The following is a 24,322-nucleotide window of genomic DNA, read 5'->3' as shown; positions in this document are numbered from 1 at the left end:
GTCGAGTGAACGAGGAATCCCATTCAAGCACCATCGCCGGGTGGCGCGAATGGGTGAGCCTGCCGAATGCCGGAGTGCCCTGGATCAAGGCGAAGCTCGACACCGGAGCACGCTCGTCGTCGCTGCACGCCTTCGACGTCGAAGAGCTTCCGGGCGATCCCGACGACGCGGACGACTCGGCCGGAGCGGCGCTCGGCCGTGTCCGCTTCGGCATCCGCCCCTGGCAGGAGAGCGAAGACGACGCGGTCGTCGTCGAGCTGCCCGTACACGACCGGCGGCAGGTGCGCAGCTCCTCCGGCCACTCCGAGGAGCGCATCGTGGTGCTCCTCGACCTCGTGCTGCGCGAGCGCACCGTCACCGCCGAGGTGACCCTCACGAACCGCGACGAGATGGGCTTCCGCATGCTCATCGGGCGCGAGGCGCTGCGCCAGGGCTTCGTCGTCGACTCGGCCCGCTCGTTCGTCGGCGGGCGTGCACCCCGTGGCATCCGCCGCCGCAATCGCGGGCGCGAGTAGCCGCGATCCCGACCGGCTTCGCTGCTTCTGCAGGAAATCAGGACGCATGGCCACCTGAGAGCGGCTGTCGCGTCAAATCTCCTGCAGAAGCAGCAGCGGGCGAGGAAGCGGGCTCAGATCACCCCGTCTGAGAGCGTCGTCGGGTTGCCGAAGCGGTGGTTCGTGATCGAGATCGCCTGCTCGTGCAGGAACGGCAGCAGCTCGACCCGGCCCGACGGGGTGACGGGGTGCGACCAGACGGCCACGTCGGGCGTACCGCCGAGCGCCGAGGCCAGCGCCGAGGCATCCCCGCCGACGAGGCGGACCCGGCTCGCGCCGAGCGCCGCCGCCGCGTCCTTCGTCACGCGGCCGAGCCAGGCGGCATCGCCCTCGCGCACGATCCGGATGTCGCGAGCGCCGAGCAGCGTGCGCACGCCCTTGGGCAGTTCGACGGCCGACGAGACGGTGAAGGCCGACTTGGCGAGCAGGCCGGCCGCGATGACGCGCAGGCCCTCGGCGAGCGAGGCGCGTTCGCCGATGCGCACGGCGACGGGCAGCGAGCGGTAGCGGAAGAGGTTGCGCTCGACGCCGACGCCCGAGACGTCCTTCACGGTGCCGTACTCCTCGGCCCACGCGACCTCGTCGGAGAGCGCCGAGCGGCGCAGCACCTCGAACGAGTCGTAGTCGAGGGCCGGCTGCGAGGCCTCGATGAGCTCCGAGACGCGGCGCTCGAGGCCGCGCAGGTGCAGCGACTTCGACGACGCGCCGGCGGCGGGCACCCAGTCGCCGAGGCCGAACAGGTAGTTCGGTCCGCCCGCCTTGGCGCCGGCGCCGACGGCCGAGCGCTTCCAGCCGCCGAACGGCTGCCGTTCGACGATCGCGCCGGTGATGCCGCGGTTGACGTAGAGGTTGCCGGCCTCGACCTTGTCGAGCCAGGTCGCGAGCTCACCCGAGTCGAGCGAGTGGAGGCCCGCGGTGAGCCCGTAGTCGACCGCGTTCTGGATGCGGATCGCCTCGTCGAGGTCCTTCGCGTGCATGATGCCGAGCACCGGCCCGAAGAACTCGGTGAGGTGGAAGTACGAACCGGGAGCGACGCCGGCGCGCACGCCGGGCGACCACAGCTTGCCGCTGTCGTCGAGCTGCTTCGGCTCGACGAGCCACTGCTCGCCGATGCCGAGCTGGGTGAGCGCGTGCAGCAGCTTGCCGTTCGCGGGCTCGATGATCGGGCCCATCTGGCTCTGCGCGTCGGCCGGGTAGCCCACGCGCAGCGAGGTGGCGGCGTCGACGAGCTGGCGGTGGAAGCGCTCGGACTTCGCGACCGAGCCGACGAGGATCACGAGCGAGGCGGCCGAGCACTTCTGGCCGGCGTGGCCGAAGGCGCTCTTCACGACGTCGGAGGCCGCGAGGTCGAGGTCGGCCGAGGGCGTGACGATGATCGCGTTCTTGCCGCTCGTCTCGGCGAGCAGCGGCAGGTCCTCGCGGAACGAGCGGAACAGCTGGGCCGTCTCGTAGGCGCCGGTGAGGATGACCCGGTCGACGCTCGGGTGCGAGACGAGCTGCCTGCCGAGCTCGCGTTCGCCGATGTCGACGAGTGCGAGCAGGTCCTTGGGGATGCCGGCCTCCCACAGCGCCTCGACCATGACGGCGCCCGAGCGCTGCGCGAGCTTCGCGGGCTTGATGACGACGCCCGAGCCCGCGGCGAGCGCGGCCAGCACGCCGCCGGCCGGGATCGCGACGGGGAAGTTCCACGGCGGCGTCACGACGGTGAGCTTCGAGGGCACGAACGTCGCGCCCTGCACGTGGTCGAGCTCGCGGGCACGCTCGGCGTAGTAGTGCGCGAAGTCGATCGCCTCGCTGATCTCGGGGTCGGCCTCGGCGATGGTCTTGCCGGTCTCGGCGGCCATGACCTCGATCAGGCGGTCGCGGTTCGCGGCGAGCGCGAGGCCCGCGCGGTGCAGCACCGCGGCGCGCTCGGCGCCGGGCAGCTCGCCCCAGGCCTTGCCGCGGGCGGCGACGGTCGCGATGATCCGCTCGAGCTCGGCCTCGTCGTCGACGCGGGCGGCCTCGATGGTCGCCAGGCCGAGGGTCGTGTCGGGCACGCGGGCGAGGATGCGGCGGCCCCACTCGCGGTTCGGCGCGAGCGCCGGGTCGGTGTCGGGTTCGTTGCGGAAGCCGGGGGTCACGCCCGGGCCGCTCGGCGCGGCGGCCGGTGCGACCGCTGCGACGCCGGCGGCCCCCGCCGCGTCGTCGTCGGCGATCGCGAATCCGGATGCCACGGCGTCGGTCAGCTGTGTCCCGCCCGAGCCGCGCGTGATGCCGAGCACGACGCTCGTGAGCGAGGCATCGTCGTCGTGCTCGGTGCCGGGCGCCGGGGCCTCGGGGCCGGCCATGGCGGCGGCGAGGGCGTCGCCGTCCCACTCGGTGCGGCGGTTCTGCGTGCGATTCGGGGTCGGCACCGCGACCTCGGCCTCGAGCGCGGCGAGCGAGCGCTCGTAGCGGGCGCGTTCGCGCTCGAAGAGTGCCTCGTTCGCGGCGAGCTCGAACACGGCCGACATGAAGTTGTCGTCGCTCGCGTTCTCTTCGAGGCGGCGGATCAGGTAGGCGATCGCGACGTCGAACTCGGAGGGGTTCACGACGGGCGTGTAGAGCAGCAGGTTGCCGACGTCGCCGCGCACCGCCTCGGCCTGGCCCGTGGCCATGCCGAGCAGCATCTCGAACTCGACCCGGCTCTCGACCCCGCGCTCGCGCGCGGTGAGCCAGGCGTGGGCGACGTCGAAGAGGTTGTGGCCGGCGACGCCGAGCTTCACGGCGTGCGTGCGCTCGGGCGTCATCGACCAGTCGAGCACGCGCTTGTAGTTGGTGTCGGAGTCCTGCTTGGTGCCGTAGGTCGCGACGGGCCAGCCGTGCACGGCGGCGTCGACGTGCTCCATGGCGAGGTTCGCGCCCTTCACGACGCGCACCTTGATCGGGGCGCCGCCGCCTGCGCGGCGCGCGGTCGCCCAGGTCGTGAGCTCCTGCATGGCGCCGAGCGCGTCGGGCAGGTAGGTCTGCAGCACGATGCCCGCCTCGAGGCCGCGCAGCTGCGGCTGGTCGAGGAGGGTCGTGAACACCGCGATGGTCAGGTCGAGGTCGCGGTACTCCTCCATGTCGAGGTTGATGAACTTCGCCTTGCCGCGGGCTTCGCTCGCCGCGGCGAGCTCGTAGAGGGGCGTGAGCTTCGCGACGACCTTCGCGACGGCCTCGTCGAACGACCACATCGAGAGCTGGCTGACGACCGACGACACCTTGATCGAGACGTAGTCGACGTCGTCGCGGGCGAGGAACTCGAAGGTGCCGGTGAGCCGGCGGTCGGCCTCCTGCTCGCCGAGCACGGCCTCGCCGAGGAGGTTCAGGTTCAGGCGGTTGCCCGACTCGCGCAGCTTCGCGATCGCGGGGCCGAGCTTGTCGGGGGTCGCGTCGAGCACGAGGTGGCCGACCATGGCGCGCAGCACGCGTCGCGCGATCGGGATGACCGCCCAGGGCAGCACGGGAGCGACGACGCCGCCGAGGCGGATCGCGGCCTTGAGGTACCAGGGCAGGAACTTCGGGGTGAGCTTCGCGACCTGCTCGAGGTTGCGGCCGGCGACGCCCAGGTCTTCGGGGCGCATGACGCCGTCGACGAAGCCGACCGTGAAGGCGAGTCCGTTCGGGTCCTTCAGCACGCCCGCGAGGCGCTCGGCGGCGGGCTCGACGGGGTGCTTCGCGCTCTCTTCGAGCCAGCGGCGCACGAGGGCGACGACGTGATCGGTATCCGGCCGGGCATCCGTGGCGGCGTTCGACATGGTCACGAGGGTAGTGTCCTTTTCTTCGGGCGCGCCGGGGGTACGCGCGCCTGTCGGATCAAGTGTGCGCCCGGGACATCCATTCGGTACAGCGAATGATTCTGATGAATACTGTTCGGAAGAACCGAAAGATCGTTCGGATGCCACGGAGGCCCCATGCTCGATGTCCGCCGACTCCGGCTGCTCGTCGAACTGAGCCAGCGCGGCACGCTGACGGCGGTCGCCGACGCCCTCTCGTACAGCCCGTCCTCGGTGTCGCAGCAGCTCAGCCTGCTCGAGCGCGAGGCGGGCGTGCCGCTGCTCGTGCAGGTCGGGCGGCGGGTGCAGCTCACGCCGCAGGCGCTCGTCCTCGTCGAACACGCCCGGGCGATCCTCGATCGGCTCGAGGAGGCCGAGTCCGAGGTGGCGCGCTCGCTCACCGCGGTCGGCGGAACGGTGCGCATCGCGGTGTTCCAGTCGGCGGCGCACGCGGTCGTGCCGCAGGCACTCACGCTGCTGCGCGCCGAGCACCCGGCGCTGCGGGTCGAGATCACCGAACGCGAGCCCGACGTCGGCCTGTTCGAGGTGGCGGCGCGCGACTTCGACCTCGTCGTGGCCGAGCAGTACCCCGGGCACACCCGAGCGCATCGCGCCGAGCTCGACCGCGTGCACCTCGCCGCGGATGCCATCCGCCTCGCGCTGCCGCCGCATCCGGCGGCCCGATCGGCCGGACTCGCCGCGGCGGCCGGGCTCGAGACGGCTGCGACCCTGCCGTGGGTGCTCGAGCCCGAGGGCACCGCCTCGCGCGAGTGGGCCGAGCAGCTGTGCCGCGAAGCGGGCTTCGAGCCCGACGTCCGCTTCGAGACGGCCGACCTCATGGCGCACATCCGGCTGATCCGCTCGGGCAACGCGGTCGGCCTGCTGCCCGACCTGGTGTGGGCGGGCGAGGCGCCGAGCGTGCGGCTCGTCGACCTCCCGGGGCATCCCGAGCGCGAGGTCTTCACCTCGACTCGGCACGCCGCGGCCGACCGTCCCGCCGTCGTCGCCTCCCGCGACGCCCTCGCCCGCGCCGCACGGGCGACCGCGACGCCGTCGGCCGCGGCGGCCCCCTGACGCATCGCCCCGTCTTCGGGGCATGGCGGTTCGCGCCGCATCGCAGTAGTGTCGCGAGCATGACGACTCGGGGGAAGGTCGTCCGGGGAACCGGTGGGGTGGCGAGCGCGGCCGTGCTGCTGCTCGCGCTGACCGGCTGCCTCGGCGAAGCGGGCTCGGTGCAGGGCGGTTCGATCGATCCGACCGGCACGTGGGGCGATGCCGACGACGCCGAGGCGCCGTCGCTCACGCTCGAAGACGGCGGCAGCTTCAGCGGCACGGACGGCTGCAACCGGCTGACCGGCACCTGGACGGTCGACGAGTCCGACCACGTGCAGTTCGACGACGCGGCGTCGACGATGAAGGCCTGCGAGGGCATCGACACCTGGCTCTCGGGGCTCGACCAGGCCACGATCGCCGACGACACGATGACGGTGTACGGCTCCGACGGCGCCGAGATCGGCACGCTGGAGTCGAGCGACAGCGTGCAGACGGGCGAGGACGAATGAGCGACGGGGCGACGCCCGGCGCATGACCGGCTCGGTGCTGGGCCGGCGAGCCGTTCGCACGGCGTTCGGCGCGTCGCTCGCGGCCGCGGTGCTCGTGCTGGTCACGGCGTGCTCGGGCTCGGGCGCCTCGAACACTCCCCCGGCGAGCACGCCCGCCTCGGCGCCGCCCTCATCGGCACCGGCGCCGACCGCGTCAGCGGGGTCGGCGACACCGGCGACGGGTCCCGTGGGCACGTGGGGCGACGCGGGCGATCCCGCCTCCCCCTCGCTCGTGCTCGCCGCCGACGGCGCCCTCGCCGGCACCGACGGCTGCAACCGCCTCACCGGACGCTGGGAGGACGAGGGCGGCGGCCGCATCGAGTTCGACGACGTCGCCTCGACGCGCATGGCCTGCGAGGGCGTGGACACCTGGCTGTCGGCGCTCGACGAGGCCACGATCGACGGCGACACGATGACCGTGCTCGGCGACGACGACGTGGTCGTCGGCACGCTCGAGCGCAGCGCCTGAACGTCGAGGCGGCAGGCCCCGGTGCTCGCCTCAACCGGCGAGGAGCGCGGCGAGCCGCGCCGACATCGCCTCCGGGTCCCAGCTGTGCCACGCGCCGGCGAGCGCCTCGCTCGCGCCGTGGGGCGCCGCCGCCGCGATGCCGTCGGCCGCCGCCGCCATGCCGGGGAACGTCTCGGTGCCGACGACGGCGAGCACCGGCACCCCGAGCCCGCCGATCGACGCCGCCGGGCCGGCCGACTCGACCGAGGCGAGCGCCCGGCCGTCGGGGATCCAGCTGTGCACGAGCCCGGGATAGTCGGGCGAGCGCCTCAGCTCCTCCAGCCACTCGGGCGGCATGCCGACCATGTAGGCAGCGACGGCCTGCTCGAGCTCGCCGGCCTCGAGCCGCCGCTCGACCTCGGCCCACCACGCGGGGGCCCCGTCGGCGAACTGGCCGAGCGGCGCCTCCCAGAGCACGAGGCCCGCGAGCCGATCGACGCGCGCCGCCGCGAGCATCGCGATGGCGCACCCCGAGGAGTGGCCCACGAGCACGACCGGGCCGGCCGCCGATGCGGCGAGCGCCGCGATCGCGTCGAGTTCGCGCTCGAGCGAGATCGGCCCGGCCGCCGCCGAGTCTCCCCGTCCCACGCGGTCGTGCACGAGCGCCTGGAAGCCGCGCTCGGCGAGCAGCCGGGCGGTCTCGGCGGTCACCGGGTCGCCCGCGCGAGTCGGCCCTGCACCTTGGATGAAGAGCGCGGCGGGGGCGCTGACCTCGCCGTGGCGGTCGAACACGACGCGGTCGCCCGCGGCCGTGCGCACCGACTCGACGGCGCTCATGCCTCGGCCCGCTCGAGTCGCACGTGCACCCGATCGCCGGCGGCCTTGCCGATCGCCTTGCGGGTCGCCGCCTTCACGGGGCCGAGGTGGGTGCCCGTGCCGGAAGGCATGAGCGTGATCGCCACGGGATGCCCGTCGATCGTGCCGGTCACCCGCACCGGGTTGCCGGTGCCGAAGTGGGCGCGTGAGCCGGGCACCTCGAAGACGGTCCACGAGGCCGCTTCGGGCGCGACCCTGAGTTCTGCGTCGAATTCGAGTGCTGGTGTGCGTGACATGATCGCCTCGTTTCTGGACTGGTGAGTCTCGTTTTGAATATAGACTCATCAGTATGATGTTGCAAGGAGGTCTTCAGATGCGCCCGAGTTCACTGCAGAAGCGCGAGGCCGCCCTCCTCGCGGCCGAGCGCCAGTTCCTGTCCACCGGCTACGAGTCGGTGACGATGGATTCCATCGCGAAGGAGTGCGGCGTCGCCAAGCAGACCCTCTACAGCCACTTCGGCAGCAAGCGCGCACTGTTCCTCGAGCTCGTCACGGCGAAGACGGTCGCCGCACGCCGCGCCGTCCCCTCGCCGCCCGTGTTCGACCCCGCCTCCGACGCCCGCCCGACCCTCCGGGCGCTCCTCATCGCCCAGCTCACCGCGGTGATGGCGCCCGACGTGCTGAGCCTGCGCCGCCTGGTGATCGGCGAGCTCCAGCGCTCCCCCGAGCTCGCGGCCGCCCTCTACGAGCAGGGGCCGCGGCGCGCGATCACCAAGCTCGCCGCCCTCATCGCCGAGCTCGGCGATGCCGGCGCGGTGCGCGTCGACGACGCCGAGCGGGCGGCCGCGCAGCTCAACTGGCTGGTGATGGGCGAACCGGTCAACCGGGCGATGCTGCTCGGCGATGCGGCGATCCCGACGGCGCCCGAGATCGAGGCCCAGGTCGACTCGGCCCTCGACGTGTTCTTCGCCGCCTTCGGCGCGCACGGCGACTGACCGGCGCGACCGGCGGCAACCGGGTGCCCCGACCGACGGCTCAGGCCGACGGCGCCGCTCCCGCTGCGGCCGCGGCCGCGAACCGCTCCGCCTGCGCGCCGAGGAACTCCCGCAGCTCGGGCGAGCCGTCGATGCGATAGCCGACGCCCGCGGGCAGCCACATGAGCGCCATGCCGAGCGCCTCGACCGACTCGGCCTCGATCGGCCAGGCGCAGTGGGCGGCGTCGACCGCCTCGACCTCGCGGCCGTACCACCCGAGGTGCTCGACGAGCTCGGCCTGCGGCAGCTCGACGACGACGCGGGCGCGGATGCTCCTGCGTCGATGGCGCACGGCGCGCTCGACCCGCTCGCGCGCGGCCTCCTCGCTCACCTCCTCGGGCTCGAACCGCACGCGGGTCGAGAACACCTCGCTGATGCGGTCGAGCCGGAACGTGCGCCAGTCGAGGCGTTCCCGGTCCCACGCGAGGAGGTACCAGCGGCGCGCCACGGGCACGAGCCGGTAGGGCTCGACGATGCGGGCCGAGGGCGCGCCCGTGGCATCCGTGTACCTGAACCGCAGCCGCTCGCTGTCGCGACAGGCGAGCGCGAGGACGCCGAGCAGCTCGGTGTCGACCTCTGGCGTGGGCCGGCCCGAGCGATTCCACGCACCGCCGGCGCCCACCGCGGTGTGCGATTGGAGCGCCTCGATGCGGCGGCGCAGCGCGGGCGGCAGCACCTGCTCGATCTTCGCGAGTGCCGAGAGGGTCGTGTGCTCCGCGCCGCGGAGACCCGCGGTCGCCTGCGAGCGCAGTCCCAGTGCGATCGCGACGCCCTCGTCGTCGCTCAGCAGCAGCGGCGGCAGGCCGGTGCCGGCCTCGAGCCGGTAGCCGCCGGCCGTGCCGCGCAGCGACTCGATGCCGTAGCCGAGCTCGCGCAGACGCTCGACGTCGCGGCGCAGCGTGCGGTCGCTCACGCCGAGCCGCCCCGTGAGCTCGCGCGCCGACCAGTGCCGGTGGCTCTGCAGCAGTGAGAGGAGTTCGAGGGTTCTCGAGGTGGTCGCGCCCATGTTCCGATTCTCTCCTGAAACCGGACAGGAAGTGACCGGATGCTTCGAAAGGCTGGGGTCATGACGAACCAGATGATCACCGCACAGGGCCTCACGAAGACGTTCCGCTCGAAGGGGCAGACCGTCGAGGCCGTCCGTTCGCTCGACCTCGCCGTCGGCGGGGGCGAGCTCGTCGCATTCCTCGGCCCGAACGGCGCCGGCAAGTCGACGACCCTCCGCATGCTCACCACGCTGCTGCCCGCGACGAGCGGCGACGCGGTCGTGGCCGGATGCGACGTCCGCCGCGACCCGGCGGGCGTGCGCCGCCGCATCGGCTACGTCGGGCAGGGCAGCTCGGGCGGGCACACGCAGCGCGTGCGCGACGAGCTGCACGCCCAGGGCGCGTTCTACGGACTCGGCCGACGCGAGACGCGGGCGCGCGCCGCCGAGCTCATCGAGTCGCTCGAGCTCGGCCAGGTCGCGAACCGCACCGTGCAGTCGCTCTCGGGCGGGCAGAAGCGCCGGCTCGACATCGCGCTGGGCCTCATCCACCACCCCGAGCTGCTCTTCCTCGACGAGCCGTCGACGGGTCTCGACCCGCACAGCCGGGCGAACCTCTGGCAGCACATCGTCGAGCTGCGCCGCGCGACCGGAACCACGATCTTCCTCACGACGCACTACCTCGACGAGGCCGACCGCCTCGCCGAGCGCGTCATGGTGATGGACCACGGCTCGGTCATCGCCGACGACACCGCCTGGGCGCTCAAGGAGTCGCTGGGCGGCGACCGGGTCACGCTCACCTTCGAACGCGCATCGGATGCCGCGACCGCCGCCGCCCGCCTCGGCGGCGAGCAGGGCGGACCCGACGGCGACGCCGACCGAGTCGTGACGGTCAGGGCGCCGGGCGGCGACCGCGCGCTGCCCCGCTACATCCGCGAACTCGCCGACGCCGGCATCGACGTCGCCGCGGCCACCCATCGCCAGCCGACCCTCGACGACGTGTTCCTCGCGCTCACCGGCCGCAGCCTCCGCGAGGAGGCCGCGAACGCCGCGCCCGCCGCTGCCTCGTCCGCCGCGTCCGCACCCGCCGCCGCCTGACCTCCACCCACCGAAAGGACTCTCGCCATGACCACCATCGCTCCCGCCGGCACCACCGCCGGCACCCGCCCGACGGGCTTCCTCCGCGACACCGCCGCCGTCTTCGTCCGAGAGTCGAAGCCGCTCGTGCGCGACCCGTTCAGCGTGATGTTCTCGCTCGTGCAACCCCTCGTCTTCCTCGGCCTGTTCGGGCCGCTGCTCATCGGGGCGGCGGGCGGCGACGTCGCCGGCACCCTGCAGTGGTTCGTGCCCGGCATCCTCGTGATGGTGGCGCTGTTCGGCACCGCCTCGACCGGCGCCAACCTGCTCTTCGAGATGCAGACCGGATCGCACGAGCGCACCCTCGTCGCGCCGCTCTCCCGCAGCGCCCTGCTCGTCGGCCGCGCCCTCAAGGAGGTGGTGCCGCTCGTCGTCCAGGGCACGATCGTCGTCGTGGTCGCGGTGCCCTTCGGGTTCTCGGTGGATGTCCCGGGCCTCGTCGTCGGCCTCGCGATCCTGGCCGTCTTCGGCATCGGCTTCGGCGCACTGAGCTACACGCTCGCGCTCTCGTGCCGCAACCGCGACTGGATGTTCTGGATGGTGCACCAGACCCTGCTGTTCCCGCTGATGATCCTGTCGGGCATGCTCCTGCCCCTCGACGACGGCCCCGGCTGGATGAAGGTCGCGGCCGCGGTGAACCCGCTGAGCTACCTCGTCGGCGCCGAGCGGGCGCTGCTCGCGGGCGACTTCGGCGCCCCGGCCGTCGTGGGCGGCGCGATCGCCGCGATCGTGACGTGCGCGATCGGCGTGCTCGTCGGCGTGCGGGCGATGCGCCGGGCGAGCTGAACCGAGGGGGCCGACCTGCCGTCGAGTGGGGCGCGGGGCGACCCGCGCCCCACTCGTCGTTGCTCTGGGCGGTCGGTCTCGATACCTTGTTTCGGATACCGTATCCAGAATTGAGGAGAAGACCGATGACGTTCGAATCCCCATCCGCCTCCGGGCTCACCCGTCGTGGCATGCTCACCGGAGCCGCGGCGATCGGCGCCGGCAGCGTCGGCCTCGCGACCGCCCCGGCCGCCGCGGCGCCGCTGACCGCCCGCGGCTACCGTACGCGCGTGGTGCTGGCGGGCACCGCCGGCGGCCCGCCCCCGCAGGACGGGCGCCTGGGCATCTGCACCGTCGTGCTGGTCGAGGACCGGGCCTACCTCGTCGACCTCGGGCCGGGTGCCGTGACGGCGTACGCGCGAGCGGGCCTCACGATGGAGCAGGTCCAGTCGGTGTTCATCACGCACCTGCACTCCGACCACCTGGCCGAGGTCTACAACCTCTTCTGGCTGAACTACGGCGCGCCCGGCGCGCGCGGCAACATCTCGCGATCGGTCGGCATCTACGGCCCGGGCCCGGCGGGGAGCGTCCCGCAGGCGCCCGGTGCCCCGGTGCAGCAGCCCGAAGCACCAACCCCCGGGCTCACCGACTTCCTCCGCGGCGCCGTCGCCGCCACCGCCTACGACCTCAACACGCGCATGGCCGAGAGCCGCAAGCCCGACATCTGGAACGTGCTCGACCCGCACGACATCGAGCTCCCCGACATCGGCGCGAGCGCCACGAACCGGGCTCCCGACATGGAGCCGTTCGAGGTGATGGACGACGGCTTCGTACGGGTCACGGCGATCCTCGTCGACCACCCGCCCGTCTTCCCCTCGTTCGCCTACCGCTTCGACACCGCGGACGGGTCGGTCGTCGTCAGCGGCGACACCGCCCCGTCCGACAACCTGGTGCGCCTCGCCCGCGGCGCCGACCTCCTCGTGCACGAGGTCTACGACCACGCCTACTTCGCGACCATCAACCCCCGGCTCGCCGAGACCTTCTCGCGCACGCACACCGCCTCCGACCGCGTCGGCCAGCTGGCCTCCGCGGCCGGCGTCGGCACCCTCGCACTGAGCCACCTCGTTCCCGCCGGCGTCCGCGACGTGCCCGACCAGGTGTGGAAGCGTCACGCGCGGAAGAGCTTCGGCGGCACCGTCGTCGTGGGCCGCGACGGCGACACGATCGGCATCGGCGGCCGCACGAAGTAGCCCGAGGCGGCTCGGCCCCGGCTCGACGGCGGTCGGCGGCCGGGCCGCCACGGCCTACGCTCGTCTCATGCCCAGCACCGAGCACGCGGCAGTGCCCGCGCCCTCCGCCCACGACGTCGTGATCCTCGGCGGCGGACACAACGGCCTCACGGCGGCCGCCTACCTCGCCCGCGCCGGGCTCGACGTGCTCCTCCTCGAGCGCGACGACCACCTGGGCGGGGCGGCGGTCTCGGCCGTGGCCTTCGAGGGCGTCGACGCCCGGCTCAGCCGGTACTCGTACCTCGTGAGCCTGCTGCCGCGGCGCATCATCGACGAGCTCGGCCTCGACGTCGAGCTCGTGCGCCGCCGCTTCTCCTCCTACACGCCCGATCCGACCGACCCCGAGCGAGGGCTGCTCGTCGACGGCGAGGCCGACGCAGCGGCATCCGCCGCCGCCTTCACCCGCGTCGGCGCCGCCGACGACGCGGCCGCCTGGGAGGCGTTCTACGCCGAGACCGCGCACCTCGCCGAGCGGCTCTTCCCGACCCTCACCGAACCGCTGCCGACCCGGGCAGAGGCCCGCGCCCTCATCGGCGACGACGAGGCGTGGAACGCGTTCGTCGAACGCCCCCTCGGCGAGGCGATCGACGCGCGGTTCGCGAGCGACCTCGTGCGCGGCGTCGTCGCGACCGACGGACTCATCGGCACGTTCACCGCGCTCGACGACCCCGCCCTCGATGCGAACCGCTGCTTCCTCTACCACGTGATCGGCGGCGGCACCGGCGACTGGGACGTGCCCGTCGGCGGCATGGGCGCCGTGAGCGGCGAGCTCGCCCGCTCGGCGCGCGAGGCCGGCGCGACGCTCGTCACGGGCGCCGAGGTGCTCGGCGTCGCCCCGGCCGGCCGCGTGCGCTACCGGCTCGCGGGCGCGGAGCGCCTCGCCACCGCGGGCACCCTGCTCGCGAATGTCGCGCCCGCCGTGCTCGAGCGGCTCCTCGAGGCGGGCGCCCCGGAAGCACCCGCCGACCACCTCGGCGGCACCGGCGTCGCCCCGCGCGACCAGGCGCGGTTCTCCGACGACGGCCCGGTCGCCGTTCCGCCCGTCGTGCGCGAGCGGCTGCGTGCGCTGCACGCCCCCGAGGGCGCGCAGGTCAAGGTGAACCTGCTGCTCACCCGGCTCCCCCGCCTCCGCGATGCCGAGGTCGCGCCCGAGCAGGCGTTCGCGGGCACCTTTCACATCAACGAACTCGCCACGCAGCTCGACGCGGCGTACGCGACGGCGGCGCGCGGCGGCATCCCCTCGCCGCTGCCCTGCGAGATCTACTGCCACACGCTGAGCGACCCGTCGATCCTGTCGCCCGAGCTCGCGGCCTCGGGCGCGCACACGCTCACCGTGTTCGGCCTGCACGTGCCGCACCGCCTGCTCGAGCGCCACGGCAACGACGAGCTGCGCGACCTCCTGCAGCAGGCGGTGCTCGACTCCCTCGACTCGGTGCTCGCCGAGCCCATCGAGTCGGTCATCATGCGGGATGCCTCGGGGCGCCCCTGCATCGAGACGAAGACGACGCTCGACCTCGAGGCGACCCTCCGCATGCCGGGCGGCAACATCTTCCACGGCCCGCTGTCATGGCCGTGGGCCGAGCCCGGCACGCCGCTCACGACCCCCGCCGAGCGCTGGGGCGTCGCCACGCGGCATCCCGCGATCCTGCTGTGCGGGTCGGGCGCGGTGCGCGGCGGCGCCGTCAGCGGGATCGGCGGGCACAACGCGGCGATGGCCGTGCTCGAGCAGCTCGCCGGCTGAGCCGCCGCGCCCGGCCGACCATACCGTCGGGTACGGTGGCTCCATGGCGACGACACGAGAGCAGTGGCTCGACGAGGGGCTGTCGGTGCTCGCCAACGAGGGGGCGCCGGCGCTGCGCATCGACCGCCTGGCCGCCCGACTCGGCGTGACGAAGGGCTCCTTCCACCACCACTTCGACGGTGCGGGCGGGTACAAGCAGGCGCTGCTCGCGTACTACGAGCAGCGCACGACCGCGGCGATCGACGAGGGCATCGCGGCGCGGGGCGACGGCGGAACTCGCGCGACCCTCCAGTGGCTCAGCGAACTCGCGCTCGCGACGGGGCCGTCCATCCGCCCGACCGAGCTCGACGCCGCCGTGCGCGCCTGGGCCCGCACCGACGACGACGCCCGTGCGACGCAGGCCCGCATCGACGCGCGCGTCATCGAGGCACTCCAGGCCGTCTGGCGGCCGGCGACCTCCTCGGACGCGGCCGCGCGCACCGCGGCGCTCGTGCCGTACCTCGTCTCGGTGGGCGCAGCGGCGACGGTGCCGCCGATCGGCGCCGACGAACTCCGCGGGGTCTACGAGCTGCTGCTCGAGATCGCCCCGCTCGCGGACGCGCCGGGCGGCGACGACGCCCGCGGCTGAGGGTCGACGCCTCGATTCAGAGCACGAAGCAGAAGAGTCCGGTCGCGACGCAGATCACGAGCATGCCGGTCGCGTTGACGAAGAGGTTGCGCCCGAAGTCGCGCGCCCGCACGTGCATGGCGATCGCGACGAGGAAGTAGGCGACCAGCGCCGCGCAGGTGAGGGCGGCGAGGTACGGGATCCAGATGCCGGCGATGAGGCCCGCCGCAGCGGCGAACTTGATCGGCGGCATCACCCACCACCACCGCCTCGGAAAGCCGACGTCCTCGAAGCACTTCGCGATGAACGCGACGGGCTTGAGGCACAGCAGGGCGTCGCCGAGGCAGATGACCGCCAGGAGCACGACGGGCCAGACGGGGTCGGGGAACGTGACATCCATATTCCGTACCATACCGTATGGTACGGAACGCCGCCATGAGGGCGTCGGCGAGGCACCGGCCGCCCCCGGGCCGCGCCGACGCCGCCGCGCCTAGAAGACGAAGACCTGCCCGAGGATCATGATCGCGATGACGAAGAGCGCGATGATCGCGCCGACGATCACCAGCGACTTCACCGAGAGCTTCGCGACCACGTAGCCGACGAGGAACGGCAGGGCGACGAGGAAGATCGTCACGACCCACCAGAACGCCTGGTAGGCGCTGTTGCCGACCTCCTCGAGGCGGCCCGAGAACAGCTGCTGCGTGTTCGGATGCGTCGCGAAGGCGAACGACGCCGAGAGCGGCACCGCGATGACGGCGAGCACGATCAGTCCGGCGAGCCAACCCCACAGCCCCGACTTGCCCTCGGTGATGTCCATTGCTTCTTCGTGCGCGACGCGCTGCGACCCCTTGGAACTCATGCCCCGACTCTAGTGCTTCGCACCCGCCCGGATTAGCCTGAAAGTCACGACGAGTGGGGGCGATGATGACCGCGAAACCGACCGGACACTACGTGCTGAAGGCCGACGGCCTGTACCTGCAGTTCGACCGCCTGTTCCACGCCCCCATCGAAGACGTGTGGTTCAGCCTGACGAATCCCAACGCCATGAAGGGATGGATCGGCACGTACACGGGCAGCCCGTCGACGGGCGGCGTCCGCTTCCAGATGAGCGAGGAGGGCGCCGAGTGGATGAACGTCACCATCCTCGAGTGCCGCGCGCCGCACAGCTTCACCGCCGACTCCGGCTCGGGCCCGACGGGGGTCCGCGTGTTCTGCCACCTCGTGGAGGGCGGCCGCATGACCACGCTCACGCTCGGACAGCGAGTGAAGGACGCGTCCGACGCCGCGAGCATCGGCCCCGGCTGGGACTTCTACCTCGACCGGCTCGCGGCCTCGCGGTCGGGCGCCGCGCTTCCCGTCTGGGAGACGTACTACCCCGAGTTCTCGCCCCACTACCGCGACCTCACGGTGCCGAGCGCAGCGCAGCCCGCCCCTAAACTGACGCCGTGAACACGGCAGATCGGCTTCGTCGGCGCAGCACCTCTTCGACCGAGGAGCGCCGCAGCCTCTTCGTGAACCACCCGCTGCGCTGGGGCTTCATCGTCACGCTCGGCGTGCTGCTCGCGCTCGGGCTCGCCGTCGCGGTCGTCAACCTCTCGAGCGTGGTGCTGTCGGTCTTCATCGCCGCGTTCGTCGCACTCGGACTCGATCCGCTCATCCGCTGGTTCGAACGCCGCGGCATGCGCAGGGGCGTCGCGATCGTCACCGTGATCCTGCTCTTCGTCGGCGTCATCGTCGGCGTCGTCTGGCTCGTCGTGCCGCCCGTGATCGGCCAGGCGGTCTCGTTCGCGAAGGCGCTTCCCGCCGAGCTCAAGGACCTCTACGCCTCGGGCTGGTTCGACCGGGTCAACGAGGCGACGAACGGCCTGCTCGAGTCGGCCGTCGCGTGGGTCAGCGGCATCCTCGCCGACCCCGACTTCTGGGCCGCGGTCGGCGGCGGCGCCCTGCAGTTCGGCGCGGCGCTGCTCGACGGCATCTCGACCGGCGTGTTCGTCGTGGTGCTCTCGATCTACTTCATCGCGACGCTCGACACGACCAAGCGCGCCTGCTACACGCTCGTGGCGGCGAGCCACCGCACGCGGGTGGAGGGCTACGCCGAGCGCATCATGCAGTCGATCGGCCGGTACCTGAGCGGCATGGTCGTGCTCGCCTTCGTGAACTCGGTGTTCTCGACCCTCCTGCTCATCGCGGTCGGCGTGCCGTACGCGCTGTTCATCGGCGCGATGGCGTTCTTCATCACGCTGATCCCCCTCATCGGCACGGTCATCACGACCGTCATCATGACGGTGATCGCCCTGCTCGTCTCGCCCGTCGCCGGCATCGTGGTGCTCATCGCGATGCTCGTCTACATGCAGGTCGAGGCGTACATCTTCACGCCGAAGGTCATGGGCAAGGCGGTGCAGGTGCCCGGCACGATCGTGCTCATCTCGGCGCTCGCGGGCGGCACGCTGCTCGGCCTGCTCGGCGCGCTCGTCGCGATCCCGATCTCCGCCGGCATCCTGCTCATCATCCGCGAGGTCGTCGTGCCGAAGCAGGCGCGAAGCTAGCAGGCGCCGGGGCCGGGGCCAGGGCCAGGGCCAGGGCCAGGGCCAGGGCCAGGGCTAGTCGCTCCACACCGACGGCGCCGCCGCACGCATCGGCGGCAGCGCGACGTCGTCGCCCCAGCGCTCGATCCACTCGGGGATCCCGTGGAACCCCTCGACGCCGAACGCCTCGACGAGCTCGGGCATCGGTACGGTGCCGCCCGACCTCCGCAGGAAGCGCGCCCGGATGTAGCCGGTCGCGTAGATCTCGGGGCTCCCCGAGGCATCCGGCCGCACGAAGCGCTGCTCCATGTAGACGGCCTTGTCGTCGTGGCCGATGATCCGCGACTCGATCGTGAACCGGTTCCAGGGGTTCAGCGACTTGCGGAAGGTGATCGTCTCGCTCGCCACCACCGGGTACCAGCCGCGGTCGCGCATGAGCTGCCAGACGCCGTTGCGCACGAGCATCTCGAACCGCGCGACATCCATGATCGAGAGGTAGACCCCATTGTTCATGTGGTTGAGGATGTCGAGGTCGGTCGGCAGGGTGATGAAGTTCGTGCGGGCGACATCGCCGTGCCCGAGCCGCGAACGGAAGCGGGCGAGCACGAAATGCAGCATCGTGCGGAAGAACATGTGCATGGTCGATGACTGTATGCCTGATTCGTGGTCGATACCCCATCATCATCGGGTTGCGACAATGAGAGACGGATGCCTCGCGCCGATGTTGTGGCCAACGGGCAGGGCCCCTCGTAGACTCCGAGCCATGTCGAACGCCGCCTCCGCCGCCACGACCACCGACCGACTCCGCCGACTCGCCGAGACCGCGGTCGACGCCGGCGTCGACGTCGTGCTCGTCGCCCCCGGGCCCGATCTCGCCTACCTCGTCGGTCACTCGGTGCCCTCGCACGAGCGGCTCACCCTGCTGGCCGTGCCGGCCGCCGCGCCCGGCGATGCGGTCATGATCCTGCCGGCGCTCGAACGCGGGGGCTGGGAGGGCAGCGCGGCCGAGGCGGCGGGGGTGCGCTTCGTGACGTGGCTCGACGGGCAGGACCCGTATGCGGCGCTCCTCGGCGAGCTCGGCGCCGGGGCGGCGGCCGGACCCCCCAGCGCCGCCGTCGACGACCACCTGCCGTACCTGCACGCGTTCCGACTGCAGGCGGCCCGGCCCGAGCTGCGGATGCGCCCCGCCGGCGATCTCACCGCCGAGCTGCGCATGCGCAAGCAGCCGTTCGAGGTCGACGAACTCGCGTCGGTCGGCGCCGCGATCGACCGGGTGCACCTGCGCATCGGCGAATGGCTGCGCGCCGGCCGCACCGAGAACGAGGTCGCCGCCGACATCGCCGCCGCCCTCGTCGAGGAGGGGCACCGCGCGGCCGACTTCGTCATCGTCGCCTCCGGCCCGAACGGGGCTTCGCCGCACCACGAGGCATCCGACCGGGTCATCGAGGCGGGCGACCCGGTCGTCGTCGACATCGGCGGACCGAACCCGGCCGGGTACAACTCCGACAGCACGCGCACCTACCTCGTGGCGGGCGGCGAGCCCGACCCCGAGTTCGCGACGGTACACGACCTCGTGCGTACGGCGCAGCGCGCCGCCGTCGACGCCGTGCGCCCGGGGGCGACCGCCGAGTCGATCGACCGCACCGCCCGCGAGGTGATCGAGCGAGCCGGTTACGGCGAGCACTTCATCACCCGCACCGGCCACGGCATCGGCCTCGAGGTGCACGAGCACCCGTACATCGTCGCCGGCAACACCCGCCCGCTCGAGCCGGGCATGGCGTTCTCGATCGAGCCCGGGGTCTACCTGCCGAGCCGATTCGGCGTGCGCATCGAGGACATCGTCGTCGTCGGCGACGAGGGTGCGGTGCTGATGAACACCTCGCCGACCGAGCTCATCGTGGTCTAGCGATCACCCTGCCGACGTACCGCGCTGCACCCGGTACCGCAGGTGCGTCGCCCGGGCGCCCTGCGCGACGCTGATCGGCTCGAGCTCGACCCGGTGCGACTCCGTGTCGGCGAAGAGCCGTGACCCAGTGCCGAGCAGCACCGGCACGAGATGCAACCGAGCCTCGTCGACGAGGCCGAGGGCGAGCGCCTGGCGTGCGACCCCGGCGCCGCCCAGGATGCACACCGCGGCGGCACTCGCGGCCTCGCTCGCGAGCGCGACCGCCTCCGCGACGCCGCCGGTCACGAACTCGAACTGCGAACCGCCCCGCACGACGGGTTCGTGCTCACGACTGGTCACGACGAAGCACGGCCGGCCCTGCAGGATCGGGTCGTCGCCCCAGCGCGCCTCCCCGAGGTCGAAGGTGCGGCGGCCGATCACGAACGCCCCGGTCGCCTCGAACATGCGCTCCGCGGCCTCGCGGTCGATCCGCGCGGGCTCGGTGTCGACGATGCCGTCGCGGTCGTCGCGCGGCACCGCACCGTCGAAGAGCGGCGGGCGAGCCCACTCGTGCGCCACGTCGTCGTCGACGCCGAGCGGGTACCCGACGCTGACGCCCGGGGCGGCGGTGAAGCCGTCGACCGTCATCGACATCTCGAGGACGACGTGCGCCACGGCTCAGCCCTTCGCCGGCACGTGCCGTTCGTCGACCCCGTTGTAGACCGACAGCGGGCGGATGAGCGCGTTCGACGCGGCCTGCTCCATGATGTGCGCCGTCCACCCGGTGACCCGCGACGCCACGAACAGCGGCGTGAACGTGAGCGTGTCGAACCCCATCAGGTGATAGGTCGGGCCGGCCGGGTAGTCGAGGTTCGGCTTGATGGCCTTGCGCTCGCCCATCGCCTGCTCGAGCGCGACGTACAGCTCGAGCAGGTCGGGACGGTCGTAGTGCTCGACCATGCGCTCCATCGCGTCGCGCATGGTCGGCACGCGGGAGTCGCCGTTCTTGTAGACGCGGTGCCCGAAACCCATGATCTTGCGCTTCGAGGCGAGCGCCTCGTCGAGCCAGGCGACGGCCCGCTCGGCGCCGCCCTCGCCCGCGCCGATCTCGTCGAAGGCGTGCATGACGGCCTCGTTGGCCCCGCCGTGCAGGGGGCCCTTGAGCGCGCCGATCGCCCCCGTCACCGCCGAGTACAGGTCGGAGAGCGTCGAGGTGATCACGCGCGCCGTGAACGTCGAGGCGTTGAAGGAGTGCTCGGCGTAGAGGATCATCGACACGTCGAAGGCGTTCACCACGGGCAGCTCGGGCACCTCGCCGAAGGCCTGCCACAGGAAGTTGGCCGAGTAGCCGAGGTCGTCGCGCGGCTCGACGAACTCGAGCTCGTGGCGGCGGCGCTGGTCGTAGGCGACGATCGACGGCAGCTTTGCGAACAGCCGGATCGCCTTGTCGAGGTTGGCGTCGCTCGAGTCGTCGGGCGTCGTCGCGTCGCTCGCGCCGATCACGCTGACCGCCGTGCGCACGACGTCCATCGGGTGGGCGGTGAGCGGCAGCTCGTCGATGATGCGCTTGACCTCGTGGTCGAGCCCGCGCAGCGACCGCTCACGATCCTCGAACGCGCCGAGCTGCTCGTCGTTCGGCAGCTCGCCGTACCAGAGCAGGTACGCGACCTCTTCGAACGTGCACGAGGCGGCGAGTTCCTGCACGGGGTACCCGCGGTAGAGCAGCGAGTTCGTCTCGGGGTTGACCTTCGACACGGCGGTGTAGTCGACCGGCACGCCGGCCAGCCCCTTGTAGATCTCCTGCTCGGCCATTGATGCTCCCTTGCGTTGGCGTGAAGTGGTTTCTCGAGACGCTTCGCTACTCGACCACCGGGGTGTCGCCCACGGTGAAGTTGAAGATCGAAGTGTCGAAGTGGTTGTAGCCCTCGTAGTCGACGAGGTCGTAGAGCTCGGAGCGGTGCTGCATCTCGCCGAGCTGCGCGGTCAGCGAGCCCGAGGCCGCGAGCTCGTCGAGCCCGCGCATCGCCGAACCCATCGCGAGCCGCAGCAGCGACACCGGCCAGATGACGATGTTCATGCCGACGTCGGCGAGCTGCTGCACCGTGAAGAGCTCGCTCTTGCCGAACTCGGTCATGTTGGCGAGCAGCGGCACGTCGACCGCGGCGCGGATCGCCGCGAACTCCTCGAGCGAGCGCATCGCCTCGGGGAAGATCGCGTCGGCTCCGGCGTCGACGAGGGCCTTGGCCCGGTCGATCGCGGCCTGCAGCCCGTCAACCGCGGCGATGTCGGTGCGCGCCATGATCAGGAAGTCCTCGTCGCGGCGGGCGTCGACGGCGGCGCGGATGCGGCGCAGGGCCGTCTCGTCGTCGACGACCTGCTTGCCGTCGAGATGGCCGCAGCGCTTCGGGTTGACCTGGTCCTCGATGTGGAGGCCCGCGAGGCCCGCGTCCTCCATCTCCTGCACGGTGCGGGCCACGTTCATGGGCTCGCCGAAGCCGGTGTCGGCGTCGATGATCGCCGGCAGCTCGGTCATGCGGGCGATCTGCCGGCCGCGGCCCGCGACCTCGGTGAGGGTCGTGAGGCCGATGTCGGGCAGGCCGAGGTCGGCCGACAGCACGGCACCCGAGATGTACACGCCCTCGAAGCCGCGCTCGCCGATCAGCTTCGCCGAGAGCGGGTTGAACGCGCCAGGGAACCGCATGATCTCGCCCGTCGCGAGCCGCTCGCGGAACAGGCGTCGCTTCTCGTGCGCCGGAGTGGACGAGTACAGCATCAGAACAGCCCCTCGGGGATCTCGACGCCCGTGAGCGCACCCGGCGCGACGGTGAAGGTGAGCCCGCCGAGCTCGTCGGGCGAGAGCTCGGGCAGGCGCTGCGCGAGGTCGAGGAACCGCTCGATCTCGTCGGGGGCGACGGCCCATTCGGCGAGCGTGCGGAACTTGTGCACGTACTGCTCGCGGGCGAACGGCCGCGCGCCGAGCGGGTGGGCGTCGGCCACGGCGATCTCGTCGACGATCTCGCCGCCGTCGGCGAGCTTGATGACGACCCGTCCGCCGAACGCCTTCTCGGCGATGTCGAGCGAGTGGTAGCGGCGCGTCCACTCGGCGTCCTCGACGGTCGTGACCTTCTTCCACAGCTCGATCGTGTCGGCGCGGTGCGCGCGCTCGGGCGAGTACGAGGTCTCGTGATCCCACGCGCCGTCCTGGAGGGCGACCGTGAAGATGTACGGGATCGAGTGGTCGAGCGTCTCGCGCGAGGCGTCGGGGTCGTACTTCTGCGGGTCGTTCGCGCCCGAGCCGATCACGTAGTGCGTGTGGTGCGAGGTGTGCAGGGTGATCGACTCGATGTGCTCGGCGTCGAGGATGAGCGGGTACTCGTCGTGCAGCTTGCGGGCGAGGTCGATCCAGGCCTGGGCCTGGTACTCGGCCGAGTGCTCCTTCGTGTACGAGTCGAGGATGGCCCGCTTCGCCTCGCCCTGGTCGGGCAGCGGCACGTCGTACGAGGCATCCGGACCGTCGAGGAGCCACGCGATGACGCCGTCCTCGCCTTCGTAGATGGGGACGGGGCTCGTCTCACCGCGCATCGCGCGGTCGACCGCCTCGATCGCCATCTTGCCGGCGAAGGCGGGAGCGTGGGCCTTCCACGTGGAGATCTCGCCCTTGCGCGACTGGCGGGTCGCGGTGGTCGTGTGCAGCGCCTGGCCGATGGCCTGGAAGATCGTCTCCTGGTCGAGGCCGAGCAGGGTGCCGATGCCGGCTGCAGCCGACGGACCGAGGTGGGCGACGTGGTCGATCTTGTGCTTGTGCAGCGAGATCGCCTTCACGAGGTCGATCTGGATCTCGTAGCCCGTCGCGAGGCCGCGCACCACGTCGCGCCCGGTGAGGCCGCGGCTCTGCGCGAGGTGCTGGGCGACCGCGACGATCGGCGGGATGTTGTCGCCGGGGTGCGAGTACTCGGCGGCCAGGAAGGTGTCGTGGTAGTCGAGCTCGCGCACGGCGACCCCGTTGGCCCAGGCCGCCCACTCGGGGCTGGTGCGACGGGCCGCGTCGGCGCCGAACACGGTCGCGCCGTCGCCGCCGATCGAGACGGGGTGCGAGAGGGCCTGGCTGCGCGCCGAGACGACGGGGCGCCGGGCCACGGCGGCCGCCGCGACCGCGGCGTTGTCGATGACGCGGTTCACCACCATGTCGACGACGTCGTCGTCGAGCTCGACCGGGTCGGTCGCGACGCCCGCGAGCTTCCAGGCGAGCTGGCCCTCGCGGGCGAGGTTCTCGTCGCTGCGGTGGGTGCGAACGTGGTGGAGGTGCATGGGGCGGACCTTTCTGAAGTGTTCCATCGGTCAGGCTACGCGGTGGCCGTCGGGGTGACGAGCCTCGATCGAGGCGAGCGCGTGGCGGAGGCTCAGGTGCAGGTGCACGTGGGTGGCATGGGCGGCGAGGGCGGTGTCGCCCGCGACGATCGCATCGACGATGAGCAGGTGCTCGGATGCCGCGGCGCGAAGCCGCTCGGGATGGTGACGGGCGAGCCGGCGGACCCGGGCCGAGTGCAGGCGGACGCTGCGGAGCGCCGCGCCGAGCATCGGGTTGGCGGCGGCCGACTCGATCTCGTCGTCGAGCGCGTCGACGGCGTCGTAGTAGGCGCGGATCCCCTCGTCGCCGGCGTCGAGCAGCTCGGGTGCGCCGACGATCCGCTCGCGGAGCACGGTGAAGCGGGCGGGATCGCGCCGGGCGGCGGCGAGGCGGGCGGCCTGGCCCTCGAGGGCCTCGCGCAGCTCGTAGAGCGAGACGATGCTCGCGACGTCGAGCGCCGAGACCTGCAGCACGCGCGCGGAGGCGGCGGTGGCGAGGCCGTCGGCCTCGAGGCGTGCGAGCGCCTCGCGAACCGGGGTCCGGGAGACGCCGAGCCGGTTCGCCTGTTCGACCTCGGCGAGCGCGGCACCCGGCTGGAGGGTGCCGTCGAGGATCTCCTCGCGCAACGCGCGGTACGCCCGTTCACTCGCTCGCATCGCCCCTCCCTCCCGCTTCATGTATACACTCATGCGAAATCCTGCGCAAACAATCGCTCATTTCTTGGCCCATGTATACATTTGCCAATCCGTCGTCCCGAGATCCCGTGCCGGCCGGCCGCGGCTGTGCATCTCCCGTGACCGGCCTTCCGC

At 72.3% G+C, this 24,322-nt stretch carries 25 protein-coding genes; 13 read left to right on the top strand and 12 right to left on the bottom strand.

Translation table 11 applies throughout. The features are described 5' to 3' along the window. Positions 1 to 5: 5 nt before the first annotated feature. Positions 6 to 515 (top strand): ATP-dependent zinc protease, encoded by a 510-nt coding sequence (locus ACFVTH_RS08255; protein WP_387089021.1) that lies wholly within the window; start codon positions 6 to 8, stop codon positions 513 to 515. A 113-nt stretch (positions 516 to 628) separates the two neighbouring features. Here the strand turns inward: ACFVTH_RS08255 and ACFVTH_RS08250 are convergent, their stop codons facing one another. After that, complete coding sequence (locus ACFVTH_RS08250; RefSeq protein ID WP_387089018.1) at positions 629 to 4,315, bottom strand: proline dehydrogenase family protein; 3,687 nt, start codon at positions 4,313 to 4,315, stop codon at positions 629 to 631. A 156-nt stretch (positions 4,316 to 4,471) separates the two neighbouring features. Between ACFVTH_RS08250 and ACFVTH_RS08245 the strand changes: the two genes are divergently transcribed. From ACFVTH_RS08245 to ACFVTH_RS08235, 3 genes are read left to right on the top strand one after another with little or no spacing between them, the layout of a single operon-like run. Next, the gene (locus tag ACFVTH_RS08245; protein WP_387089015.1) at positions 4,472 to 5,407 is read left to right on the top strand and encodes a LysR family transcriptional regulator; all 936 of its coding nucleotides are present in this window, start codon (positions 4,472 to 4,474) and stop codon (positions 5,405 to 5,407) included. A gap of 59 nt (positions 5,408 to 5,466) precedes the next feature. Then, the gene (locus ACFVTH_RS08240) at positions 5,467 to 5,895 is read left to right on the top strand and encodes an META domain-containing protein (protein ID WP_387089012.1); all 429 of its coding nucleotides are present in this window, start codon (positions 5,467 to 5,469) and stop codon (positions 5,893 to 5,895) included. A gap of 22 nt (positions 5,896 to 5,917) precedes the next feature. Then, positions 5,918 to 6,403 carry an META domain-containing protein gene (locus tag ACFVTH_RS08235; protein WP_387089009.1) on the top strand — a complete coding sequence of 162 codons (486 nt, stop codon included), beginning with the start codon at positions 5,918 to 5,920 and terminating at the stop codon, positions 6,401 to 6,403. A 30-nt stretch (positions 6,404 to 6,433) separates the two neighbouring features. Here ACFVTH_RS08235 and ACFVTH_RS08230 read toward each other — a convergent pair whose 3' ends face one another. Then, the gene (locus ACFVTH_RS08230; protein ID WP_387089006.1) at positions 6,434 to 7,219 is read right to left on the bottom strand and encodes an alpha/beta fold hydrolase; all 786 of its coding nucleotides are present in this window, start codon (positions 7,217 to 7,219) and stop codon (positions 6,434 to 6,436) included. Next, a complete protein-coding gene (locus ACFVTH_RS08225; protein WP_387089003.1) occupies positions 7,216 to 7,494 on the bottom strand; it encodes a DUF1905 domain-containing protein in 279 nt (92 codons plus the stop codon). The genes ACFVTH_RS08230 and ACFVTH_RS08225 overlap by 4 nt, the downstream gene beginning before the upstream one ends. Before the next feature lie 77 nt (positions 7,495 to 7,571). On the opposite strand from ACFVTH_RS08225, the gene ACFVTH_RS08220 reads away from it, so the two are divergent. After that, positions 7,572 to 8,192, top strand: coding sequence for a TetR/AcrR family transcriptional regulator (locus tag ACFVTH_RS08220; protein ID WP_387089000.1), 621 nt, complete (start codon positions 7,572 to 7,574; stop codon positions 8,190 to 8,192). 40 nt (positions 8,193 to 8,232) lie between these two features. On the opposite strand, the gene ACFVTH_RS08215 is transcribed toward ACFVTH_RS08220, so the two are convergent. Beyond that, positions 8,233 to 9,237, bottom strand: a complete 1,005-nt coding sequence (locus ACFVTH_RS08215) for a helix-turn-helix transcriptional regulator (protein ID WP_387088997.1) — start codon at positions 9,235 to 9,237, stop codon at positions 8,233 to 8,235. A 60-nt stretch (positions 9,238 to 9,297) separates the two neighbouring features. Between ACFVTH_RS08215 and ACFVTH_RS08210 the strand changes: the two genes are divergently transcribed. From ACFVTH_RS08210 to ACFVTH_RS08190, 5 genes are all read left to right on the top strand, one after another. Further along, the gene (locus ACFVTH_RS08210) at positions 9,298 to 10,314 is read left to right on the top strand and encodes an ATP-binding cassette domain-containing protein (protein WP_387088993.1); all 1,017 of its coding nucleotides are present in this window, start codon (positions 9,298 to 9,300) and stop codon (positions 10,312 to 10,314) included. Positions 10,315 to 10,341: 27 nt separating this feature from the next. After that, positions 10,342 to 11,139 carry an ABC transporter permease gene (locus ACFVTH_RS08205; RefSeq protein ID WP_387088990.1) on the top strand — a complete coding sequence of 266 codons (798 nt, stop codon included), beginning with the start codon at positions 10,342 to 10,344 and terminating at the stop codon, positions 11,137 to 11,139. Between the two features lie 125 nt (positions 11,140 to 11,264). Beyond that, positions 11,265 to 12,368, top strand: coding sequence for an MBL fold metallo-hydrolase (locus ACFVTH_RS08200; protein WP_387088988.1), 1,104 nt, complete (start codon positions 11,265 to 11,267; stop codon positions 12,366 to 12,368). A gap of 67 nt (positions 12,369 to 12,435) precedes the next feature. Further along, positions 12,436 to 14,148 carry a phytoene desaturase family protein gene (locus ACFVTH_RS08195; protein ID WP_387088985.1) on the top strand — a complete coding sequence of 571 codons (1,713 nt, stop codon included), beginning with the start codon at positions 12,436 to 12,438 and terminating at the stop codon, positions 14,146 to 14,148. A 43-nt stretch (positions 14,149 to 14,191) separates the two neighbouring features. Beyond that, positions 14,192 to 14,776 (top strand): TetR/AcrR family transcriptional regulator, encoded by a 585-nt coding sequence (locus tag ACFVTH_RS08190; RefSeq protein WP_387088982.1) that lies wholly within the window; start codon positions 14,192 to 14,194, stop codon positions 14,774 to 14,776. Between the two features lie 16 nt (positions 14,777 to 14,792). On the opposite strand, the gene ACFVTH_RS08185 is transcribed toward ACFVTH_RS08190, so the two are convergent. Further along, a complete protein-coding gene (locus ACFVTH_RS08185) occupies positions 14,793 to 15,155 on the bottom strand; it encodes a DoxX family protein (protein WP_387088979.1) in 363 nt (120 codons plus the stop codon). A gap of 90 nt (positions 15,156 to 15,245) precedes the next feature. After that, positions 15,246 to 15,614: a hypothetical protein gene (locus ACFVTH_RS08180; protein WP_387088976.1), complete on the bottom strand. Its 369-nt coding sequence runs from the start codon at positions 15,612 to 15,614 to the stop codon at positions 15,246 to 15,248. 62 nt (positions 15,615 to 15,676) lie between these two features. Here ACFVTH_RS08180 and ACFVTH_RS08175 point away from each other — a divergent pair, with 62 nt between their 5' ends. Then, on the top strand, positions 15,677 to 16,204 hold the full coding sequence (locus tag ACFVTH_RS08175) for an SRPBCC family protein (RefSeq protein WP_387088973.1): 528 nt from the start codon (positions 15,677 to 15,679) through the stop codon (positions 16,202 to 16,204). After that, positions 16,201 to 17,301: an AI-2E family transporter gene (locus ACFVTH_RS08170; RefSeq protein WP_387088970.1), complete on the top strand. Its 1,101-nt coding sequence runs from the start codon at positions 16,201 to 16,203 to the stop codon at positions 17,299 to 17,301. The genes ACFVTH_RS08175 and ACFVTH_RS08170 overlap by 4 nt, the downstream gene beginning before the upstream one ends. 54 nt (positions 17,302 to 17,355) lie before the next feature. Here the strand turns inward: ACFVTH_RS08170 and ACFVTH_RS08165 are convergent, their stop codons facing one another. Then, on the bottom strand, positions 17,356 to 17,919 hold the full coding sequence (locus ACFVTH_RS08165) for a thioesterase family protein (protein WP_387088967.1): 564 nt from the start codon (positions 17,917 to 17,919) through the stop codon (positions 17,356 to 17,358). 124 nt (positions 17,920 to 18,043) lie between these two features. Here ACFVTH_RS08165 and ACFVTH_RS08160 point away from each other — a divergent pair, with 124 nt between their 5' ends. Then, positions 18,044 to 19,186, top strand: coding sequence for a M24 family metallopeptidase (locus tag ACFVTH_RS08160; RefSeq protein ID WP_387088965.1), 1,143 nt, complete (start codon positions 18,044 to 18,046; stop codon positions 19,184 to 19,186). Positions 19,187 to 19,189: 3 nt separating this feature from the next. On the opposite strand, the gene ACFVTH_RS08155 is transcribed toward ACFVTH_RS08160, so the two are convergent. Genes ACFVTH_RS08155 through ACFVTH_RS08135 form a run of 5 tightly spaced genes read right to left on the bottom strand, consistent with a single transcriptional unit; the run spans position 19,190 to position 24,169 of the window. After that, positions 19,190 to 19,840: a dihydrofolate reductase family protein gene (locus ACFVTH_RS08155; RefSeq protein ID WP_387088962.1), complete on the bottom strand. Its 651-nt coding sequence runs from the start codon at positions 19,838 to 19,840 to the stop codon at positions 19,190 to 19,192. Positions 19,841 to 19,843: 3 nt separating this feature from the next. Then, complete coding sequence (locus ACFVTH_RS08150) at positions 19,844 to 20,977, bottom strand: bifunctional 2-methylcitrate synthase/citrate synthase (RefSeq protein WP_387088958.1); 1,134 nt, start codon at positions 20,975 to 20,977, stop codon at positions 19,844 to 19,846. A 46-nt stretch (positions 20,978 to 21,023) separates the two neighbouring features. Continuing rightward, positions 21,024 to 21,938 carry a methylisocitrate lyase gene (gene prpB, locus ACFVTH_RS08145; RefSeq protein WP_387088955.1) on the bottom strand — a complete coding sequence of 305 codons (915 nt, stop codon included), beginning with the start codon at positions 21,936 to 21,938 and terminating at the stop codon, positions 21,024 to 21,026. Beyond that, the gene (locus ACFVTH_RS08140) at positions 21,938 to 23,473 is read right to left on the bottom strand and encodes an MmgE/PrpD family protein (RefSeq protein WP_387091808.1); all 1,536 of its coding nucleotides are present in this window, start codon (positions 23,471 to 23,473) and stop codon (positions 21,938 to 21,940) included. Before ACFVTH_RS08140 ends, prpB begins: the two co-directional genes overlap by 1 nt. A gap of 30 nt (positions 23,474 to 23,503) precedes the next feature. Next, positions 23,504 to 24,169 carry a GntR family transcriptional regulator gene (locus ACFVTH_RS08135; protein ID WP_387088953.1) on the bottom strand — a complete coding sequence of 222 codons (666 nt, stop codon included), beginning with the start codon at positions 24,167 to 24,169 and terminating at the stop codon, positions 23,504 to 23,506. Between the last annotated feature and the right edge of the window lie 153 nt (positions 24,170 to 24,322).

This window comes from Agromyces sp. NPDC058104 (genome assembly GCF_042884835.1).
Taxonomy (GTDB): Bacteria; Actinomycetota; Actinomycetes; order Actinomycetales; family Microbacteriaceae; genus Agromyces.
This window is presented reverse-complemented; position numbering and strand designations above follow the sequence as displayed.

Bases quoted from the DNA above. Each gene is read 5' to 3' on its own strand.
- ACFVTH_RS08250 (WP_387089018.1), bottom strand. From the start codon at position 4,315: ATGTCGAACGCCGCCACGGATGCCCGGCCGGATACCGATCACGTCGTC.
- ACFVTH_RS08225 (WP_387089003.1), bottom strand. From the start codon at position 7,494: ATGTCACGCACACCAGCACTCGAATTCGACGCAGAACTCAGGGTCGCG.
- ACFVTH_RS08240 (WP_387089012.1), top strand. From the start codon at position 5,467: ATGACGACTCGGGGGAAGGTCGTCCGGGGAACCGGTGGGGTGGCGAGC.
- ACFVTH_RS08140 (WP_387091808.1), bottom strand. From the start codon at position 23,473: ATGCACCTCCACCACGTTCGCACCCACCGCAGCGACGAGAACCTCGCC.
- ACFVTH_RS08215 (WP_387088997.1), bottom strand. From the start codon at position 9,237: ATGGGCGCGACCACCTCGAGAACCCTCGAACTCCTCTCACTGCTGCAG.
- ACFVTH_RS08185 (WP_387088979.1), bottom strand. From the start codon at position 15,155: ATGGATGTCACGTTCCCCGACCCCGTCTGGCCCGTCGTGCTCCTGGCG.
- ACFVTH_RS08220 (WP_387089000.1), top strand. From the start codon at position 7,572: ATGCGCCCGAGTTCACTGCAGAAGCGCGAGGCCGCCCTCCTCGCGGCC.
- ACFVTH_RS08210 (WP_387088993.1), top strand. From the start codon at position 9,298: ATGACGAACCAGATGATCACCGCACAGGGCCTCACGAAGACGTTCCGC.
- ACFVTH_RS08160 (WP_387088965.1), top strand. From the start codon at position 18,044: ATGTCGAACGCCGCCTCCGCCGCCACGACCACCGACCGACTCCGCCGA.
- ACFVTH_RS08150 (WP_387088958.1), bottom strand. From the start codon at position 20,977: ATGGCCGAGCAGGAGATCTACAAGGGGCTGGCCGGCGTGCCGGTCGAC.
- ACFVTH_RS08175 (WP_387088973.1), top strand. From the start codon at position 15,677: ATGATGACCGCGAAACCGACCGGACACTACGTGCTGAAGGCCGACGGC.
- ACFVTH_RS08165 (WP_387088967.1), bottom strand. From the start codon at position 17,919: ATGCACATGTTCTTCCGCACGATGCTGCATTTCGTGCTCGCCCGCTTC.
- ACFVTH_RS08180 (WP_387088976.1), bottom strand. From the start codon at position 15,614: ATGAGTTCCAAGGGGTCGCAGCGCGTCGCGCACGAAGAAGCAATGGAC.
- ACFVTH_RS08235 (WP_387089009.1), top strand. From the start codon at position 5,918: ATGACCGGCTCGGTGCTGGGCCGGCGAGCCGTTCGCACGGCGTTCGGC.
- ACFVTH_RS08200 (WP_387088988.1), top strand. From the start codon at position 11,265: ATGACGTTCGAATCCCCATCCGCCTCCGGGCTCACCCGTCGTGGCATG.
- ACFVTH_RS08135 (WP_387088953.1), bottom strand. From the start codon at position 24,169: ATGCGAGCGAGTGAACGGGCGTACCGCGCGTTGCGCGAGGAGATCCTC.
- prpB (WP_387088955.1), bottom strand. From the start codon at position 21,938: ATGCTGTACTCGTCCACTCCGGCGCACGAGAAGCGACGCCTGTTCCGC.
- ACFVTH_RS08205 (WP_387088990.1), top strand. From the start codon at position 10,342: ATGACCACCATCGCTCCCGCCGGCACCACCGCCGGCACCCGCCCGACG.
- ACFVTH_RS08190 (WP_387088982.1), top strand. From the start codon at position 14,192: ATGGCGACGACACGAGAGCAGTGGCTCGACGAGGGGCTGTCGGTGCTC.
- ACFVTH_RS08245 (WP_387089015.1), top strand. From the start codon at position 4,472: ATGCTCGATGTCCGCCGACTCCGGCTGCTCGTCGAACTGAGCCAGCGC.
- ACFVTH_RS08230 (WP_387089006.1), bottom strand. From the start codon at position 7,219: ATGAGCGCCGTCGAGTCGGTGCGCACGGCCGCGGGCGACCGCGTCGTG.
- ACFVTH_RS08195 (WP_387088985.1), top strand. From the start codon at position 12,436: ATGCCCAGCACCGAGCACGCGGCAGTGCCCGCGCCCTCCGCCCACGAC.